This is a genomic window from Sphingobacterium sp. UBA865, assembly GCF_002295765.1.
In the GTDB taxonomy this organism is placed as follows: Bacteria; Bacteroidota; Bacteroidia; order Sphingobacteriales; family Sphingobacteriaceae; genus Sphingobacterium; species Sphingobacterium multivorum.
Genome location: NZ_DBGB01000012.1, coordinates 207,126 through 225,422 on the forward strand (window position 1 = coordinate 207,126; position 18,297 = coordinate 225,422).

The 18,297-nt window shown below is 41.8% G+C and carries 13 protein-coding genes; 5 read left to right on the forward strand and 8 right to left on the reverse strand.

Features of this window, described 5'->3' with window-relative positions:
• The 4 genes from B2O97_RS06265 to B2O97_RS06280 all read right to left on the reverse strand — a co-directional run bounded on the left by B2O97_RS06265 (position 1) and on the right by B2O97_RS06280 (position 4,636).
• On the reverse strand, positions 1-1,107 hold the full coding sequence (locus tag B2O97_RS06265) for a D-TA family PLP-dependent enzyme (protein ID WP_070565555.1): 1,107 nt from the start codon (positions 1,105-1,107) through the stop codon (positions 1-3).
• A 10-nt stretch (positions 1,108-1,117) separates the two neighbouring features.
• A complete protein-coding gene (locus B2O97_RS06270) occupies positions 1,118-1,582 on the reverse strand; it encodes a RidA family protein (protein WP_046674510.1) in 465 nt (154 codons plus the stop codon).
• 30 nt (positions 1,583-1,612) lie between these two features.
• On the reverse strand, positions 1,613-2,941 hold the full coding sequence (locus tag B2O97_RS06275; protein ID WP_070565556.1) for a gluconate:H+ symporter: 1,329 nt from the start codon (positions 2,939-2,941) through the stop codon (positions 1,613-1,615).
• A 237-nt stretch (positions 2,942-3,178) separates the two neighbouring features.
• Positions 3,179-4,636: an aminoacyl-histidine dipeptidase gene (locus B2O97_RS06280; RefSeq protein WP_112376156.1), complete on the reverse strand. Its 1,458-nt coding sequence runs from the start codon at positions 4,634-4,636 to the stop codon at positions 3,179-3,181.
• A gap of 126 nt (positions 4,637-4,762) precedes the next feature.
• On the opposite strand from B2O97_RS06280, the gene B2O97_RS06285 reads away from it, so the two are divergent.
• Positions 4,763-6,247, forward strand: a complete 1,485-nt coding sequence (locus B2O97_RS06285; protein ID WP_070565560.1) for a glycoside hydrolase family 130 protein — start codon at positions 4,763-4,765, stop codon at positions 6,245-6,247.
• Here the strand turns inward: B2O97_RS06285 and B2O97_RS06290 are convergent.
• Positions 6,219-8,432 (reverse strand): glycosyltransferase family 4 protein, encoded by a 2,214-nt coding sequence (locus tag B2O97_RS06290; protein ID WP_112376574.1) that lies wholly within the window; start codon positions 8,430-8,432, stop codon positions 6,219-6,221. The genes B2O97_RS06285 and B2O97_RS06290 overlap by 29 nt on opposite strands.
• A 338-nt stretch (positions 8,433-8,770) precedes the next feature.
• Here B2O97_RS06290 and B2O97_RS06295 point away from each other — a divergent pair, with 338 nt between their 5' ends.
• Positions 8,771-9,361, forward strand: coding sequence for a sugar O-acetyltransferase (locus B2O97_RS06295; protein WP_070565562.1), 591 nt, complete (start codon positions 8,771-8,773; stop codon positions 9,359-9,361).
• A gap of 41 nt (positions 9,362-9,402) precedes the next feature.
• Here B2O97_RS06295 and B2O97_RS06300 read toward each other — a convergent pair whose 3' ends face one another.
• From B2O97_RS06300 to B2O97_RS06310, 3 genes are all read right to left on the reverse strand, one after another.
• Positions 9,403-9,834, reverse strand: coding sequence for a GNAT family N-acetyltransferase (locus tag B2O97_RS06300; protein WP_070565564.1), 432 nt, complete (start codon positions 9,832-9,834; stop codon positions 9,403-9,405).
• The gene (locus B2O97_RS06305; RefSeq protein ID WP_070565566.1) at positions 9,831-11,339 is read right to left on the reverse strand and encodes a bifunctional ADP-dependent NAD(P)H-hydrate dehydratase/NAD(P)H-hydrate epimerase; all 1,509 of its coding nucleotides are present in this window, start codon (positions 11,337-11,339) and stop codon (positions 9,831-9,833) included. The genes B2O97_RS06300 and B2O97_RS06305 overlap by 4 nt, the downstream gene beginning before the upstream one ends.
• A 137-nt stretch (positions 11,340-11,476) precedes the next feature.
• Positions 11,477-14,899 carry a glycosyltransferase gene (locus B2O97_RS06310; protein WP_204991057.1) on the reverse strand — a complete coding sequence of 1,141 codons (3,423 nt, stop codon included), beginning with the start codon at positions 14,897-14,899 and terminating at the stop codon, positions 11,477-11,479.
• 164 nt (positions 14,900-15,063) lie between these two features.
• Here B2O97_RS06310 and B2O97_RS06315 point away from each other — a divergent pair, with 164 nt between their 5' ends.
• The 3 genes from B2O97_RS06315 (at position 15,064) to B2O97_RS06325 (ending at position 17,912) form a co-directional block, all read left to right on the forward strand.
• Positions 15,064-15,903 carry a DUF4846 domain-containing protein gene (locus B2O97_RS06315; protein WP_070565569.1) on the forward strand — a complete coding sequence of 280 codons (840 nt, stop codon included), beginning with the start codon at positions 15,064-15,066 and terminating at the stop codon, positions 15,901-15,903.
• A 227-nt stretch (positions 15,904-16,130) separates the two neighbouring features.
• Positions 16,131-17,333, forward strand: coding sequence for an NO-inducible flavohemoprotein (gene hmpA / locus B2O97_RS06320; RefSeq protein ID WP_236560227.1), 1,203 nt, complete (start codon positions 16,131-16,133; stop codon positions 17,331-17,333).
• Between the two features lie 99 nt (positions 17,334-17,432).
• A complete protein-coding gene (locus tag B2O97_RS06325) occupies positions 17,433-17,912 on the forward strand; it encodes an RrF2 family transcriptional regulator (protein WP_070565571.1) in 480 nt (159 codons plus the stop codon).
• Positions 17,913-18,297 lie beyond the last annotated feature (385 nt).

Here is an 18,297-nt window from a genome sequence, read left to right on the forward strand (position 1 = left end):
TCAACAATTTATCTTTTTATTTCGTGCATAAACAGTCCACGTTTGATCTGCATGCCGTTCATGGACTACTTGAAGTTCGCCATAACAGGCTACGGTAGGACAGATATGGCGTGGTACAGCATACAGCGCATCCCCTAAGTGGAACTGCGCACTATCTGTCACCTCAACAACCAGATGTTCTTCACTCTGCATTTTTATTTCACCTATACGTGGATCGAAAAACTTGACGCGAGGCTGCGGCGATTCGCATGCAACGGATTTATACCCTAGGTCCAAGCACAGGTGTTTGTGATCAACAATAGAAACGACACGCGTTAGAAGTACCGCGGCAAGCATAAAATCTTGTTCTGCATAATTTTCGGCATAGCCAAAATCCCAAAACACAAAGGTTCCTGGGCTGCATTCTACATCGCTGCGTTCGGCATGAAAAGGGAAACTCGGTGAACCGCCAATCACTTTAGTCAATGGTTTAGAGGTGGATGTCTGCGCCATCAGGTAGGCCGTTTCAAGTATACCGTATGCCTGTTGGCATTGTTTTTCGCGAAGCTGATAATCCTTATCATGAATATGACCATCGTAGCCATGCATACCGACCAACTGAATACCATTCAGGAGATTGATATCCATAACGAGACGCTCAATCCCGTCTAAAGCTATCCCTGTACGTCCCATTCCAATATTAACATCCAAATAAACAGCGCTTCGCAAACCTTTCGACAGACTCCGCGCTGAAATCTCCTCTGCTGCATCGACATGATCCACAAGACAGGCAAAATGTGTTTGGGGAAAGGCGCTCACCAGATTCAAGAAACGATCTATCTTTGGCCCTACGGGCTGGTACGCCAGCAAAACATCTTTTGCACCGATAACACCCAATAGTTCTGCTTCTGCAATGGTTGCACACTTAAACTTTGTAATCCCCCTATCCATCATCAGCTGGCATACTTCACGACACTTGTTCGTTTTGATATGCGGCCGCAATCGGTCCGCCCGCCCATGCACAATGTGTAAAGCGCGGTCTATGTTCTTGACAATGCGATCAGGGTAGACCAGCAAGGCCGGCGAATCGACTTGATCGACATTTTGTATGTGACACCAAGTTTCCATACTATTCGGTTTAATATAACTCAAATAATGCTTCGATTTCCACTGGAATATTATCGGGCAAAGAACCGAATCCTACTGCGCTACGTGTTCCAATACCATTCTCTTCTCCCCAAACTGCAGCAAATAGTTCACTACAACCGTTAATCACACCGGGGTGATAAAGAAAATCCGAGGTACAATTGACCATACCCAATACTTTGATTACACGTTTGATTTTGTTCAAGGAACCCAAGTTGGTTTTAATGGTCGACAGCATGGTCAAACCGACCTGACGCGCGGCAAGTTTACCTTCTTCGGGGCTGATATCACTTCCAATTCGACCTATAATCAATGTGGCATCATCTTGTACAGGACCATGACCGGAAAGATACAGGTACTTACCATCAATGACGTATGGTTTATAAACACCTTTTGGTGCCGGTGCTGGAGGTAATGTCAAACCTAATTTTTCGAATTGTTCGTCTGCGTTGTACATCTTTAACGATTTTAAAGTTTAAAATAATAGCTAATATAAAATTAATTGCAATAGTAAAACAGCAAGGAGTCCAACAATGGAGACAATCGCCTCCATGATCGACCAGGAAAATAACGTATCCTTTACGCTAAGGCCAAAGTATTCTTTAAAAAGCCAAAATCCGGCATCATTGACATGGGAGAACATCAGACTTCCGGCCCCTATCGCCAATACCATGAGATTGGGATCCGCTTCTCCCCCTGTAACAATAGGGAGCAGCACGCCAGCGGCTGTCAACGCGGCGACTGTGGCCGAGCCGACACAACCTCTGATAACAGCTGTAATTAACCAGGCCAACAGTAAAGGTGAAATGGAGAGCTGCTGTAAGGTGTTGGCCAAAAGGAGACTGACTCCACTGTCTTCCATCACTTGTTTAAAGATTCCCGAACCAGCAATAATCAACAGTATCATGGCAATATCTTTCACAGCAGACTCATAAATTGTCATCACATTGGCCATCGATCGGCCCAATTTCAATCCTAAGAAATAGGTTGCTGCACTGAGCGCGATAACCATAACAACGGTGGGGTTGCCGACAAACTTCACGCCCTGCTGCAGCGCTATATTACTTGTATGGTAGCAATAAGGAAGCAGTGTAAATAGGACAATGAGTAATACCGGTAGCAGGGCTACAGCCAAACTTACCCCAACTGTCGGGCGCAGATACTGCGCTGATTCCGAGCGATCTTGCTCCCGAAAAATTGATTCTTGACTCGCCCGTATGTTTTTCAGGCATCTTCCAAAAATAGGGCCACCTAAAATAATAGCAGGTATAGCAATCAAAAGACCATAAATAAGTGTCAATCCCATATCGGCATGAAACAGGGCAACGAGAGCAACGGGAGAAGGATGCGGCGGAATAAAGCCATGTGTCACAGACAAAGCTGCCAGCATCGGTAATCCAATATATACTGCCGGCAACTTATACCGGTAGGAAATCGAAAATATCAAGGGGACTAATAAGACAAATCCGATTCCATAAAATAGTGGTATACCAACGATAAAACCCGTCAACATAAGCCCCCACTGAAGGTATCGCTCTCCCATTAAGCGGACCATTTGTTCAGCAATAATCTCAGCGGCCCCACTTTCAGCTACAATTTTCCCCAACATTGCGCCCAAAACAATGATCAACGTTAGGCTCCCCATAACGCCGGCAACACCTTTTTCAACGGTGCCTACCAACTGTGCCGGTGGAATTCCCAAACAAAGTCCACTTAGCAAGGAAACAACCAAAAATGCGAGAAAGGCATTGATCTTAAAATAAGTTATGCAAAGGATAAGCAAACAAATGCTGATTACAATGAGGATTATGGTCATTATATCATATCACGATTAGGTTTTCCCTCAATTTGAGAGCTTGTATAAAATTTGGTCTATTAAATCATTTTTTCATCCTGAAAGTAAGGATATTTTTCATTTTTTGCAAGAAAAATGAAAAAATGATACAAACAAAAACGGGTATAGCTCAAGCCATACCCGTTTTTGTTTACTCGCCGATGACTTTGATTTCATGGCCTGTCGTTCAGAAATAATGCAACCGTCTGCTGTTGCGACTTATTTTTTGGGGATCTCTTTGAGAATATCAAGCACAAAACTCCAAAATTTCTGCACCGAAGAAATGGAGACACGCTCTGCAGGCGAATGTGCACCTAAGATTGTTGGTCCAAAAGAAATCATATCCATTGCCGGATAGTTTGTCCCCAAGATACCGCATTCCAATCCGGCATGGCACGCCACGACTTCCGGAACTTCGCCATGTTGTCTCGTATAAATGGATTTGAGGACTTCTAAAATTTCAGAATTCGGATTAGGAGCCCATCCGGGATAATTGCCCGAAAAATCTACCTTAAAACCGCCCAGTTCAAATGCTGCCTGTAACGATTGGGCTAAATCAAATTTAGAAGTTTCAACAGAAGATCTGGTTAGACATTTGATGGAAACCTTTTCCCCGCCTACTTCTACTTTGGCAATATTATTGGAGGTTTCTACCAAGTCTTCAAAATCGGCACTCACACGATATACACCATTTAAGGCCGCATAAACGCTGTTGATCAAGTTTTCCTGCACGTTTACGGGAACGACTGTAGCATAAGCAGCATCAGTTTGCTTCACCACAATTTCCATAGCTGGTTCTGTCGTTGCATATTCCAATTTAATATCCTGAGCCAATTGTGTTAGCTGCTGAACAAAGTCAGTTGCTTTATCCTTAACCACCACCACTTTGGCAACGCTTTCTCTCGGGATGGCGTTGCGGAGGCTTCCACCCAATAACGACGCAATACGCAATCCAAAATGTTCATAGCCTCTATAGAGCAGGCGATTCATTACCTTATTGGCATTGGCAAAACCTTTATGAATATCCATTCCAGAGTGCCCGCCATGTAGTCCTTTTACGGTAATTTCAAAAGATAACGTATCAAAAGGACAAGGTTCTGCGCTATAGGACTGCGTTGCCGTCACATCAATCCCGCCGGCACAGCCAATATCAATTTCAGTATCATTCTCTGTATCCAAATTGAGCAAGATTTCGCCCGAAAGTACACCGCCTTTTAAACCTAAAGCTCCTGTCATACCTGTTTCTTCATCAATGGTAAACAAAGCTTCAATAGCAGGGTGTACAATACTGGATGATTCCAGAATCGACATGATTGTCGCAACACCAAGACCATTATCTGCCCCTAAAGTGGTACCTTCTGCTTTTACCCAATCGCCATCAACGTACATCTTAATACCTTCATTATCGAAGTCAAAAACAGTATCGTTATTTTTTTGGTGCACCATATCTAAATGCGACTGCAAAACAATCGTTTTGCGATTCTCCATTCCCGGAGTAGCGGATTTTTTAATGAGCACGTTACCAATCTCATCAACGCTTGTTTCTAAACCCAAGGATTTACCAAAGTCTACCATAAAGGCAATCACGCGCTCTTCTTTTTTTGAAGCTCTGGGGACCGCATTCAATGCAACGAAATTTTTCCAAATTGCTTTTGGTTCTAAACTATTTTCAATCATATCTTAAATTTTTCCTTGGTCAAAGTTACTCGATTTTTATCAGATATCCGTTGATTATTGCCGGGGAATAAAACAAAAGACAATCGCTGATCGTTCTAATAAATGTGTAAACATGAACATAAAATTATGCATAAACCAGTACAAGTTGAACGAAAGGATATTTACTTTAAACCGGATAAGAAAAGAGTTCTCGCACGTTTTTTTTTCCTTGGCGATGACCGTACAATAAAAATTATCAGGCGCATTTTATCCCTTAATGAGTCGGAACGGAAAGAAGTCTTTGGACAGGTTTTACGAAGCTATACGAAAAGACATCGTAGCATTGCCCATATCTTTGAACGAAATTTTGACCGGGTAAGCCACCTTTTGGAGAAGATTCCATTTTCAAAGGAGAAGCTAAGTCATATCGACAAGTTGCTGATCGGCTCTTACTTTACCATGGAATATTCCATTGAATCGGCAGCGTTATTTAATCCCTCCATTATCGAACATCCGGATCAGACCGAATTATTCAAAGGTGAAAAACGGGTTATTTTAAGCTTCAGGGCCACCGGAGAAGGTCATGTCTCTTCGATCGTTTTTCGCTCGGGCACCTTGGATGTCGACAATAATATCCATATCGACTATATCGGTAATCTATTGGATAAACCCATGCAAGTTAAAAACCACCGGTATCACAAGGAGTCCTTCTTAAAGAAGATGAATGAGCTACATGCGGAACCAACGGAAGTTAAGTCCAAACTCGAGGAAAAGCTAACGGAGACATTTACGTATGAGGAACTTAAGCGGTACATCGATGAAGTGCGGCGGGAGAGTGAAGAAAATCTTGAAAATGTGACATTTTTACAACAGGCGCTCTGGCTCGCTTCCTCGCATTATGAAATGACTTTTTCATTGGACACTTCCATTTCGGAACGCGTGATATTTCCGCTCGCCGACACAGAAAAAAGAGGGATAGAAGACGCCCGTTTTGTCCAGTTCAAAACTGAGAAGAATGAGAGCATCTATTATGCTACCTACACAGCCTACGACGGATTTAGTATCCTTCCTAAACTGCTCACCACAAAAGATTTTTATCATTTTAAGGTGAAACCCATCTATGGTGAAATTGCCAATAAAGGTGCGGCACTATTTCCAAGAAAAATAAATGGGCGCTACGCCATGCTCTGTCGAATTGACGGTGAAAACAATTATATTGCTTACTCCAACAATATCAACATATGGCAGGAAACGGCAATCCGCATTCAAGAACCTGAATATCCCTACGAATTTGTCCAGATCGGCAATTGTGGCTCACCGATTGAAACTCAATATGGCTGGCTAATCCTGACCCATGCCGTGGGCCCGATGCGCGAGTATGTTTTGGGGGCCTCCCTTCTGGACCTGGACAACCCCCATGTTGAAATTGGACGACTACATAGCCCATTGATGACCCCAAACGATGAAGAACGGGAAGGCTATGTACCAAACGTCATTTATTCCTGCGGTGCCCTGGTCCACAATGAACACCTCATTTTACCGTATGCAATGTCTGATTATGAGTCGACTTATGCCACCATCAAGCTTGAAGACTTATTGCTGGCTATCTTGAATCCTGATCGCTATCATTAAAGGCACGAGAAACCACAATATAGGCCAAATAGAAACAGAGGGTGCTTTCAGCCCCTTGGTTTCTATTGATGCCATAAGCCTCCAGTCCATCACAGCAACCTTTGGTTTCCTCATCGTAGAGTCCGAGTCTAAGATCATTCTCGCCCAAGAACCAGCGGAATGAGGCTATCATTCGGGTAAAATAAACCTTTTTATTCGTCAGTCGAAAAGCTTCGCGATACATAAATACCATGGCTGTAACATCGAGCGGCTGCTGACCAAACTTGCTGACATGCTTGCCCTGCTTGGCCCATTCCTGGTTTCCAACCAACGAAAGCGCACCATTTTGGATCGTAATGCTTTCGAGAAACTTTAATGTCGTTAGCCCCAATTGTTTTATTGTCTCATCATTTAAAAAAGGATATGCTGTCAAAAACGCATAAGGTAATATTGCATTATCATACGCCAATACGGATTCAAACCATTGCCAGTGTTCATCTGAACTCGCTTCGTATTCCCGCACAAGTTTGCCGATAAGCGTCCGCATCAGCTCTATCATGACCTCGTCATTGGATTGATGATGCAAATATTCGGCAATTCCCAGCACAGTATACGCTATCGCCCGGTTGGAGCGCAACTGACCGAAATTCGGCACAGCTCTAAAAAATAACTCGTGTCCCAATTGATAATAACTGGTTAATTTAGTTTTACGAAGAAGCACCCCCAGGGCCCATATCGTTCGTCCAAAGGAATCCTCCGAACCGACTTCATCCAAGAAATTATGCTGGAAATCCATAAAATTATGAAAAAGACCGTCTTCGCGCTGATGATAATAAATATAACTCAGGTAGGTGGAAATACGGCGGTCTAACTTCTTATCAGCAAAATTATCCTGGGCTAATAAAGCAAGTAAAAGTGCCCTCGCATTATCGTCAAGACAGTAGCCTTCTTTATAATTGGGCAAAGAATAAGTTGCGTGCTGTAAGATACCCACCTGATTGGTCAACCTATCGATATGCTTCCAGCTGAATTTAGGCATCTCATCTTTACTAAATCCTGCGTTTTCTTTAAGGCCGTCGTAGGTAGGTATGATTTTATTTAAAATCCGTGTATACCGGAGGCCAATATTTTTCCAGGTGAGCTCCTTTCCAAATGCACTGGCATTGTCCCGCAAGGTGGTACGATAATCCAAATTTGAAAACAAGTTTTTAAGCGCTTCAGCCATCTTGGCTGAATTTTTAAATTCGACCAATACCCCCCTTCCATCAGCCAGCAGTTCCTTTGCGTGCCAGTAAGGCGTAGAGACCACTGCAGCTCCGGCACCAATGGCGTAAGATAACGTTCCACTCGTAATCTGCGCCTCATTAACATAAGGGGTGACATAAACGTCACAGGCACAAAGATACTCTACCAGATCGGCCTGGCTCACAAAGGAATTAACAAATTGGACGTGCTCCTGCAACTGATAAGCTTCCACGAGACTGCCTAGATACTCCCGATACTCCTCTCCCGAATGCGCCAACACATTAGGGTGTGTTTTGCCAACGACCAGGTACAACAGATCTGGTTCATCTTTAACGACTTCAGGCAAGGATTCAATCACCATTTCGATGCCCTTGTTGCGTCCCAGGAAACCAAATGTCAATAACACTTTCTTGCCAGAAAGACCTTTTTTAAGCTTTGCAAGCTCATGTTCCAAGGTAAACTCGGGCACACCATGGTGTATCAGTCTAACTTTCGTGGTATTGACCCTATAAATGGATTTGAGTAAAGTAACCGCATAATTACTCATGACGATTACAATCGAAGCCCTTTTTACAATTTCAATGAGAATAGCCTTTTCATCAACATTCGGCTTCTCAAGAATGGTATGAAAATTAACTAACAATGGAATATGCAATGCGTTAACCAACGATAAGATATATATTCCACTATTACCACCGAAGATGCCATATTCATGCTCCAATATCACACAGTCATAGCCATGTTCATTAATATAGTTGGCTGCTTCAATATAGGACAATTGATCATACTGGTCTATTTTAAAGACAACTTCACTGGGATAATCATAGTCCCGGTCAGCGACAGCAAAAACGTGCTGTGTTAATTCCTGATTATGCAACGCAACAGCATGCAACAAATCCGATGTAAAAGTGGCGATGCCACATTCTTTGGGCAAGTAAGTACTTATATAAGCGATCTTCATTGAAATAATAATTTTGAATACAGCTACGACGAAGGCAGTAGCATACGTGTGTCCATTATCTAAATGCTTTTCGAAGGAAAATTGTTTGTCACAACTGCAATGAATTAAATCGGAAGAAGGTGCTAAACCACCTTGTGTAGATAAGCTCCTGTTACAAAACTTGGCGCTGCAACGCAGCCCATTTGATGGAAACAGGGTATCCATTGGTTATACTTAGTTGAAAACAAGGGCCATTGATTATGCAAAAAAAACTCAATAACCCAGATTCACAAGGCGTAGATTGCTATTGCATTTAAAAATCAATTTATCTAAGTTTGTTGCGGAAAAATGGGCATTGAATGAAATCAGCAAAGGAAAAAATGATTGCCGGCCTTCCCTATATCGATTCGGAGGGGCAATTATTTAAGGAAAGACAATACGCAAAAGAAGAACTTAAACGGTTTAACGATTCGGAGCCTAAACACCTGAAATTCAGAAAACAGATTATTCAAAAACTTTTTAAATCGACGGGAACTCGATTCTTTCTCGAACCTCCTTTTCGTTGCGATTATGGTTACAATATTGCTATTGGTGAGAACTTTTACAGCAATTATAATTGTACAATATTAGACGGTGCACCAGTTACCATAGGTGATAATGTATTATTTGGTCCTAATGTAAGCCTCTTCACAGCCGGCCATCCCCTCCATTTTGAAGCAAGAAATCAAGGTTGGGAGTTTGCGTTGCCTATCGTAATCGAAGATAATGTATGGATCGGTGGACAGGTTGTCGTCAATCCCGGCGTGCGAATCGGAAAAAATTCGGTCATTGGTTCTGGATCAGTCGTCACAAAAGATATTCCAGCAGACGTCGTAGCTGCAGGTAATCCGTGCCGGGTTATACGTAACATTACCGAAGCGGATCGGATCACCTATGCTGAAAATCCGTAAGGATCACAAGGAGCAGCACCGGTGTGCAGCCATAACCTACCTCATGGCTCATTGTCGGGCATGAGATCATTGGTTGGCGGTAATGAATACGTGATCATGAGCTCCTCCTTTTGTTTTATAGGAACAAAACCATTACTTTCCCAAAAATGCTGCTGTGCAGAGGGCGCTTCGGCTTGGAGCATTTTACCACCGAACGTATCGATAAATAGTCGCGCATGTTTCAATAATGCTGTGCCTACACCTTTCAGTCTTACATGTGGAGCAACAGCGAGGAAATGGATTGTATAAGTATCACCTGAACTAATCAGGCTCAGCACGCCTACTACTTCGTTTCCGTCGTAGGCGGCAAAATGCGTCGCTTCAAAATCGCCCTCCAACATCACCTCGGCCAACTTACCTTCCAGAGCGAAAACCTCTTTTCGAAGTTTCCAGGTCCGGGCGGCAAAAACTTGTTCAATGTACCAATCTATCATAATCCTTTTTCTAATGAGATAAATGCGTCGGAAAGATGATTAATGGTATCCGAAGGTAATAAGGAATAGGCACCAATCGTCTTAACTGCAATATCTGCCGCGCGCCCATGGATATATACCCCCATAATTAAAGCTTCTTTAGAAGAATAGCCCTGTCCAAGCAAGGAGGTAATAATCCCTGTCAGTATATCGCCACTGCCTCCTGTTGCCATGCCCACGTTGCCTGTACTATTGAAGTAAACGAGCCCATCAGGCATAACCATTGCACTATTTGCCCCTTTTATTAACAGGTACAACTGATGTTTACGCGCAAAAGCTTTCACTTTCTCAATCTTTTCGAAATCATCTTGCCAAGCACCCAATATCCGGCTAAGTTCTTTGGGATGGGGTGTTAATATACTGTGCGCTGGAACAGAGGCCCAAAGATCTGGTTCGCGGGCAAGAATATTTAAAGCATCAGCATCTAATACCAAAGGGGTATCATTAACCTGAGTTATAAATACCTTTAACGCATCAATTGTATGGGATGCTGTTCCCATCCCGATTCCGATACCCACTGACTGATAACCTGTCAATAAGGGGAATTGACTAATGAAATCTTGTTGGAGATCAGTCATCACCATCGCTTCGGGCACGGCAGTCTGTAAAATAGTATTACCGCAGTTAGGTACATAAGCTGAGGCTAAACCGCAACCCGCTCGAAGAGCCGCTTTTAGCGCAAGCTGAACAGCCCCCATTTTACCTTTACTTCCGCCAATAATCAGGGTATGACCAAATGTTCCCTTATGATCAAATCTCCTTCGTTGTCGATAAAAGGACCTAAGGAAGGACTCGTCGACATAAAACAGATTGGTTTCTGCCAATTCAATTGCACGTTGGCTAAGACCGATATCCAATACCTTGAAGTCTTTTACATACCATTGGTTTTCGGGTATTAGCAAGGCTATCTTTGGAAACTGAAAGGTATATACCATATCTGCCTTTACAATGGGAACATCTTTAGCTGTCTTTTCATCAGCCAGCAGCCCAGAAGGCATATCGATCGAATAGATTGTTGCACCACATCCATTTATACTGGAAATTATACCATTCCAGTCAGCTGTCAGTGCCCGCTTTAATCCATATCCAAACAAGCAATCCAGTACGATTGCATCGGAAGGAATATCAATCTGGTCTTCCGCTGCAATTTTTTGAATCATATGATTGGGTAAACGCTTTTGATTGGTAAGATTATCTACGGAGTAATCCTTAACATCCACTAAATAAACCTTGACTTGGGCCTGTTGTTGATCCAACAGACCCGCCAGTACCAAACCATCGCCGCCGTTGTTTCCCTTACCACAAAAAATATAAAAGGTACTTTGCTCCAATCGTGAATGAAGCTTTTTAATTTCCTCAAAAACAACTGTTGCAGCTCGTTCCATCAGGTCAAGACTACTAATTTTCTGATCCTTTAAGGTTTCACTATCAATCCCGTTTATCTGCTGAGCGGAAAGTATCTTCATGTCGTTTCTATTTTTATTGAAAGTACCTATTCTCAAGCTCAATTAAAAATCTCTGTATACTTTTTGGTAGGCGATAGCAATCCTAAAGTAGGATACCAAGAAGGATGCTACCGCCTAACTCGTGTAAGTCACAATTTCTATGCACTTGTTGTTACCTCTTTCACCCCGCCTGTCCGTTTCAAGGTACCCCAAGTATTTAATTCACCTTTAATCGCTTTTCTGACAGACTTGAATAAAACGAAATACATCAGTTGACGCCAGAAAAAACGCTGCGGAAACAAATAAATTAAATTGCTAAGCTTCTCGCCTTCCATTTTAAAGGCAATGCCTGCAAAGAACATATCCACGAATACAAAAAGGAAGTAATAAAACATCACTTGACCAAAACCATTATGCAGTGAAAATAATCCTGCAATTCCTGTCCAGCTGATACCATTTACCTCGCTTAGGGAGAAAAGACCGCTCACCAGAGAGAATAACATAAAAATATCGGCCAAGGGCGCAAATAAAGGAAGTATAATCTGAAAAATCAGAATATTAGGCATTCCGACCATACCAAAATAGCCATATTTGGGATTTAACAGGGTTTGTTTATTTTTCCAAAAACTCTGCAACACACCAAAGCTCCAACGGAAACGCTGCTTGAAGAGCATTTTTACCGTATCTGGTGCTTCCGTATAAGCGATTGCTTCAGATGAATTTCGCACGGTATAACCCGCTCTTAATATACGCATGGTTAAATCACAATCTTCCGCTAATGTATCCGTTGTAAATCCACCCACTTCCAAAATAACAGATCTACGAAAGGCGCCAATTGCCCCTGGTACGACCGATATCATGTTGAGCAAATCGAAAGCTCTCCTATCCATATTCTGTGAAGTAATATACTCGATCGATTGCCAATGTGTCAATATATTATGGACATTTCCTACTTTAACACTTCCTGCGACAGCAGCGACTTGAGATTTGTTAAAATATTTCATCAACTGCTTTAGCGCATCTGTCTTCAGTTGAGTATCGGCATCGATACAGAGCACAAACTGAGTATCGGATTGCTCGATACCATAGTTAAGCGCAGATGCTTTCCCTCCGTTTGGTTTTGTAAATAACCTGACTTTAGGATGATCGCCATACACCTTACTGACCATCTCAAAAGTTTTATCTTTCGATCCATCATCAACGAAAATCAACTCATAATTGGGGTAATCCAAATTCAACAGGCTTTTTATAGTTGCCAACACGGTTATTTCCTCATTATAGGCCGGAATGATCACACTTACCTTCTCCCGAGGATCCACAACCAATTGAGATTGCTCTTTTTTACTTTTTTGTTTTTGCCGGATTGCCAAATAAGCAATCATTGCTGTTCTAAAAATTGCCAATACAATGGCAATGGAAAAAACCAGATTCAAAAAGATGTTACCATAAAACAATGTTCCTAAGAACAAGCGGTTGGAAGATCCACTAAATCCCGAATCGGAAGCATTTTCAACAGGTGGCATCAATTCATCTCGTTTTTTGCCCATTAAATCACCAATCGTTGCAAATTTATATCCATGCGATTTAAAATAATGAATAATACGTGGCAAGGCGGCTATGGTCGCTTCTCGATTGCCTCCAGCATCATGTAATAGGATAATATTCCCGTTATCGCGTCGTTTGATGACTTCATTATAGACTTCATCTGCTGTACGGCCAGGTAACCAATCGTTGGGATCGATGTATTCGCCAATATTGATATAGTTCTCTTTACGGCTCTGGGCCACGGGCAGAATTTCGGCCACCGTCTGTGGTTCGGCATCCGCATTAAAAGGAGCTCTGAAAAGAATTGTACTATGACCGGTTATACATTCAATGATCTTTCGGGTGGCGTTCAACTCGAACTTAACACGATTTGGCCCTATTGTGGACATATCGGGGTGAAAAAAAGTATGGTTACCGATTTCATGTCCCTCCTGGTATTCGCGACGGACCAGATCCATATTTTTCTCAGCCATCACACCCACAAGAAAGAAAGCTCCCGGAACACGTTCTTTTTTTAAGATGTCCAATACTTGTGGCGTATATGTCGGATCAGGCCCATCATCGAATGTGAGCACCACCGTCTTGTCTCTTTCTCCAAAGCGCTTAATAACGTAATTACTCGGTGTTTTTACATACACTTGGTCCTGAATCATTAGCGTCGATGGATCGTAAGTAAATTTAACTTCCCCAGGAGCCGGGCTATTGACCAAATCCAAAATTTCCCCATCGCCAATATATTGAATCCCTCCCACATTGATCTGACTTATTTTCCGAAAGTCAAAAGGCTCTTTTTTCAAATTTTCTTGATTCAATGATCTGGAAATAAACGACCATAAACGAGCGTCTTCACTTCCCAAACGCCAAAGAGCAATGCCTGCAAGGCCCCAGTCATCGGCTTTGCGGATGAGATTGAAATAAGTTGCGGCATCGGTGAAATAGACATCATGGCGCATCCCCGCACCATCTGTATAGCTGAAGTTGAGATTGGAAGATTGGGGATCAAAAGTAATCTTAGCATTGTAATTATGCGCCAAGATAACGGCGTTATCATACGTCAACGTTTTGCCCACCCGATCTTTCGGCCAGTCATATCCATAACATGCCAAAGCCAAAATCACTTTGTCTGCATCGATCTTATTGCAAAGTTCATCCAGGTTCTTTTCAACCCATGCCTGATGTGAAATGGCCCCAGCATTACTTTCAATGGAATGCTGATCATAAGCCATCAAAATAATATAATCGTTATATTTTTGTAAGGAAATGGGATCGTAATCATCATTTTCAGGCGAGATATCTTGCGTGACAAGCAGGCCCTCCGTATGAAATACGGTATAGATATGCGCCATAAAATCGTTTAATGGCTGGTGGTCATCCAACTGTAAATTCTCAAAGTCGATATTTATGCCTGCAAAACCATTACGCTTCACTTTAAGAAGGATGTCGTCTATAAAACGTTGTTGTTTATCCGGATTAAGCAAAATAGCCTTTACAGTCTGCCCATCAAAATCGTTACCACTGAAATTGGAAATCTGCGCAATTGCTTTACGCTTATATTGATGGATCACCTTAAGCGCAGCAGTATCTGCTTTATCGACCACGGTATCTTGATTAGGTACCGTAAAAAAGGACTCCATGGCGACCATATCCAAATGACCTATATTTCGGCGTAAATCAGATAAAGACTGTTCACGAACTTCATTAGACCAAGAACTGACATAAAAGCCCATATTGATCCTGTCTTTGGTACCAATATGTTTCAAATGCTTCAGCTCACGGTCACGTTTAATCTTCTCCAATTCGGATTTTACAATGGTAAACTCCTTGAATTGTTTGGATTTTTTTAATCTGGCGGTGGACTTTTCGGTCAATGCTGTGTTGGTATTAATTGTTGGAAAAGGAGGAATCTGAATCTTTCCCAATGTATAAACCACACATATCACACCAATGATCAAACCTATTACCAATGCGCTGCTCATCCATGAAAAAGCGTACCAGCGCTTTTTGCTTGACGTCTGAAAAATCTGTTTTCCTGACATAATCGTATTCTTTTTAACTTCGGCTAAGCTACATCAGAAAATGATCCAAAAAGCGGATGAGTAGCTTAAAAATTTCTTAATTTTCTCAAATGATTTATGTTTCGAATTATATCTAGATTTAAGTATATTCGATAAACGCAATACACTAGTTCAGAAAATTTTATATGAGATCCATACATGTACTCATTCCACTCCTCTCGTGTCAGGTTTTCATTGGCTGTGGACAACCGAATGTGGCTTCACCAAAAGCCCAAGTGCTCGACTCGGTCGCTGCGGATCTAGCGAGAACGGACGGAAGCCAGTTTATTAACCCCGCTGGGATGACGGTCAAATCACGCATTTTATTGCCGGAAGGCTTTAAAAGAGCAAACTACCGGACTGAAGAATTTGGAAATTTCCTTGAAAATCTTCCATTGTACCCCATCGACAGGGAGGTACATTATTACAATGGAAAAATTAAACCTAGAAATAACATCTACAACAGTGTTGTAAAGCTGGACATCGGAAAGCGCGATTTACACCAATGCGCGGATGCTGTCATGCGACTCAGGGCAGATTACTTATACCAACAAAAGCGGTACAAGGATATCAAATTCAACTTCCTTTCAGACGGTAAACCCCGTACATTTACAAACTACGCAAAAGGAGATTACGCCTACCCAACCTATTGGAAATATTTGGAATATATTTTTGCCTATGCAAATACGGCTTCACTACATGATGAGCTGCCCCGTGTAAAAACGACTCAAGAAGTTAAGATTGGAGATACTTTTATCCAAAAAGGATCTCCTATTGGCCATGCAATCATTGTAGTTGATCTGGCCAAGGACAGCACTGGAAAAACAATTGTACTACTCGCACAAAGCTACATGCCAGCCCAAGAAATACAAATTTTAAACAATTGGAACAACAGCAAGCTTAGTCCTTGGTACGATATTGACCAAGATATTATAAAAACCCCTGAATGGACATTTTATCCTAAAAACCTTAAAACCTGGGAGTAGTCCACTGTGAACAAGACTGCCGTTAAAATCGACCGGATGATTGTCCGTACAAGCAGTAAAAAATAATAAAAGATATTTTTGTCTTTTATTATAATTCTCTATTTTTGTAAACGATAGTCATTTGCAAATGAACCCTATCAAGGTTATAAGATTCCTCGCAGCGAGTGGATTTTTTCATTTTTTATTCTGATCAAATAAAAGATAAAAAGGTATTTAAATATTTTATTATGATTACTGAAGCACAAAAAGAGTTAATCAAAGGTACTGTACCGGTTTTAAACGAACATGGTGTAGCGCTGACCAGTTATTTTTATAAACGTATGTTTGACCACAATCCGGAGCTTAAACATGTCTTCAATATGGGAAACCAACAAAATGCGCGACAACAAACGGCTTTGGCTACAGCAGTATTAGCCTATGCGGAGCATATTGAGAATCCAGCAGTCCTTCTTTCGGCAGTGAAACATATCGGACAAAAACACAGTAGCCTCAATATTCGTCCGGAGCATTATCAGATTGTTGGGAAGCATTTATTGGCGTCCATTCAGGAAGTATTGGGGGCTGCTGCCACAGAAGAACTGATTGAAGCCTGGGAAGTTGCCTATTTTCAGCTAGCAGATCTGATGGTCGGAGTCGAAAAGGATATGTATAATCAGATGATCCAGAGCGACGGCGGATGGACGGGCTGGAAGCCATTCACCATTATAAAAGTGGTAGCCGAGACCGATGAGATTCAGTCTATTTATCTCAAGCCAACAGATCAAGGAAGACTTCCAAAACACGAGGCAGGCCAGTATGTAAGTGTACGTGTATTTCTTCCCGAATTACACCTTTATCAACCCAGACAATATAGTCTTTCCGATGCGAGTAACGGCGAATACCTCCGGATTTCGGTAAAAAGAGAAGCCGCGGAAGGAAAACCTGAGGGTATGGTGAGTAATTATATACATCAATACGTTGAGGTTGGAAAACAACTGGAACTCACAGCACCAACAGGCTCCTTTCAATTGGTCGAAAGTGACAAACCACATGTATTTATCAGTGGCGGCGTTGGTCAGACCCCATTGATGGCCATGTTAGAGCATCTAGCGGACAAGAAAGAAGACAAACCGATCACTTGGATCCATGGTTGCCGCAACCCTGATCTACATGCGTTTAAAGAAAGAGTAAAAACATTGGAGAGCCAACATCAAAACATGACTAGCTTTTCTTTCTATGACGAAGCGCAGGGTATGGACACTGACGCTCTTGAGGGTTGGGTTGATCTCGCTAAAATAGATGCTTCTTATCTTCCACAGGAGGCAAACTATTACCTGTGTGGCCCTGCAGGATTTATCAAAAAGCACTTCCAATATTTAACCCATCAGGGCATCAACGCTGAGAACATTCATTTTGAAGAATTTGGTCCGGCATCTTTGCAACTAAATTAATTGCACTGCCCTATTTCATGAAATAGTCATCCCTAATTTTTAATCGTTGCGGATGGCTATTTTTGATTTTGTACATTTGCAAAAAGCAAAAAAGAGATTATGGGTATTTTTTCTAAAACATGTGAATATGGACTAAGGGCAGTTTTTTTTATTGCTCAAAGCTCCCAAGAAAATAAACGCGTGAGCATAAAAGAAATAGCAGAGAGTATCCATTCTCCAGAGGCTTTTCTAGGCAAGATACTACAGAATCTAAGCCGAGCAGGTATCATTCGATCCATGAAGGGACCTGGCGGGGGGTTTTACCTCGACAGCGGAGATATGTCCACACCACTATCCGAGGTCGTTAAAGCAATCGACGGTGAAAGTCTATTTGTCGGCTGCGGCATGGGGCTTGAATTCTGCTCCGAACAATATCCCTGTCCCTTGCATCATGAGTTCAAAAGCATACGCAATAACCTTTCAGAAATGCTTCAAAAAACAACAGTCGGCCAATTCAATGATGATCTTATCAAGGGAAAAATCCTATTAACGAAAAGCCATATCGAACCCGATAAAACCAGGACAAATTCCTCAGATTAATAGGCCAAATCTTCCGCTTCTTCCTGCTATTTTCCAGCTGTGCCCCTTTACAAAAAGTAAAGAAGTGCGCATAAATTCCATTTTTCAATATATAAATATTAAATCCATATAACACACAATAAACACCTGAAAGATAGGTTTATAAAAAAAAATAAAAATGTAAAAAAAAGAATTTTAGACATCTTAACATTCGTTTCCACAGAAGACCTAAAATCGCCCTAAATTCGACCTTTTAGGGTGAAACTACGCTTATAGGAAAACAGATCTGGCAGAGGCTCGACCGCCTCGATATAACCTGTTGTAAATAATGCTCATTTCCTAATTAAACAGTCCTATTGAGCGCAGCAATCAGGCATCTATTTAACCGATCACTGGGCAATAATTG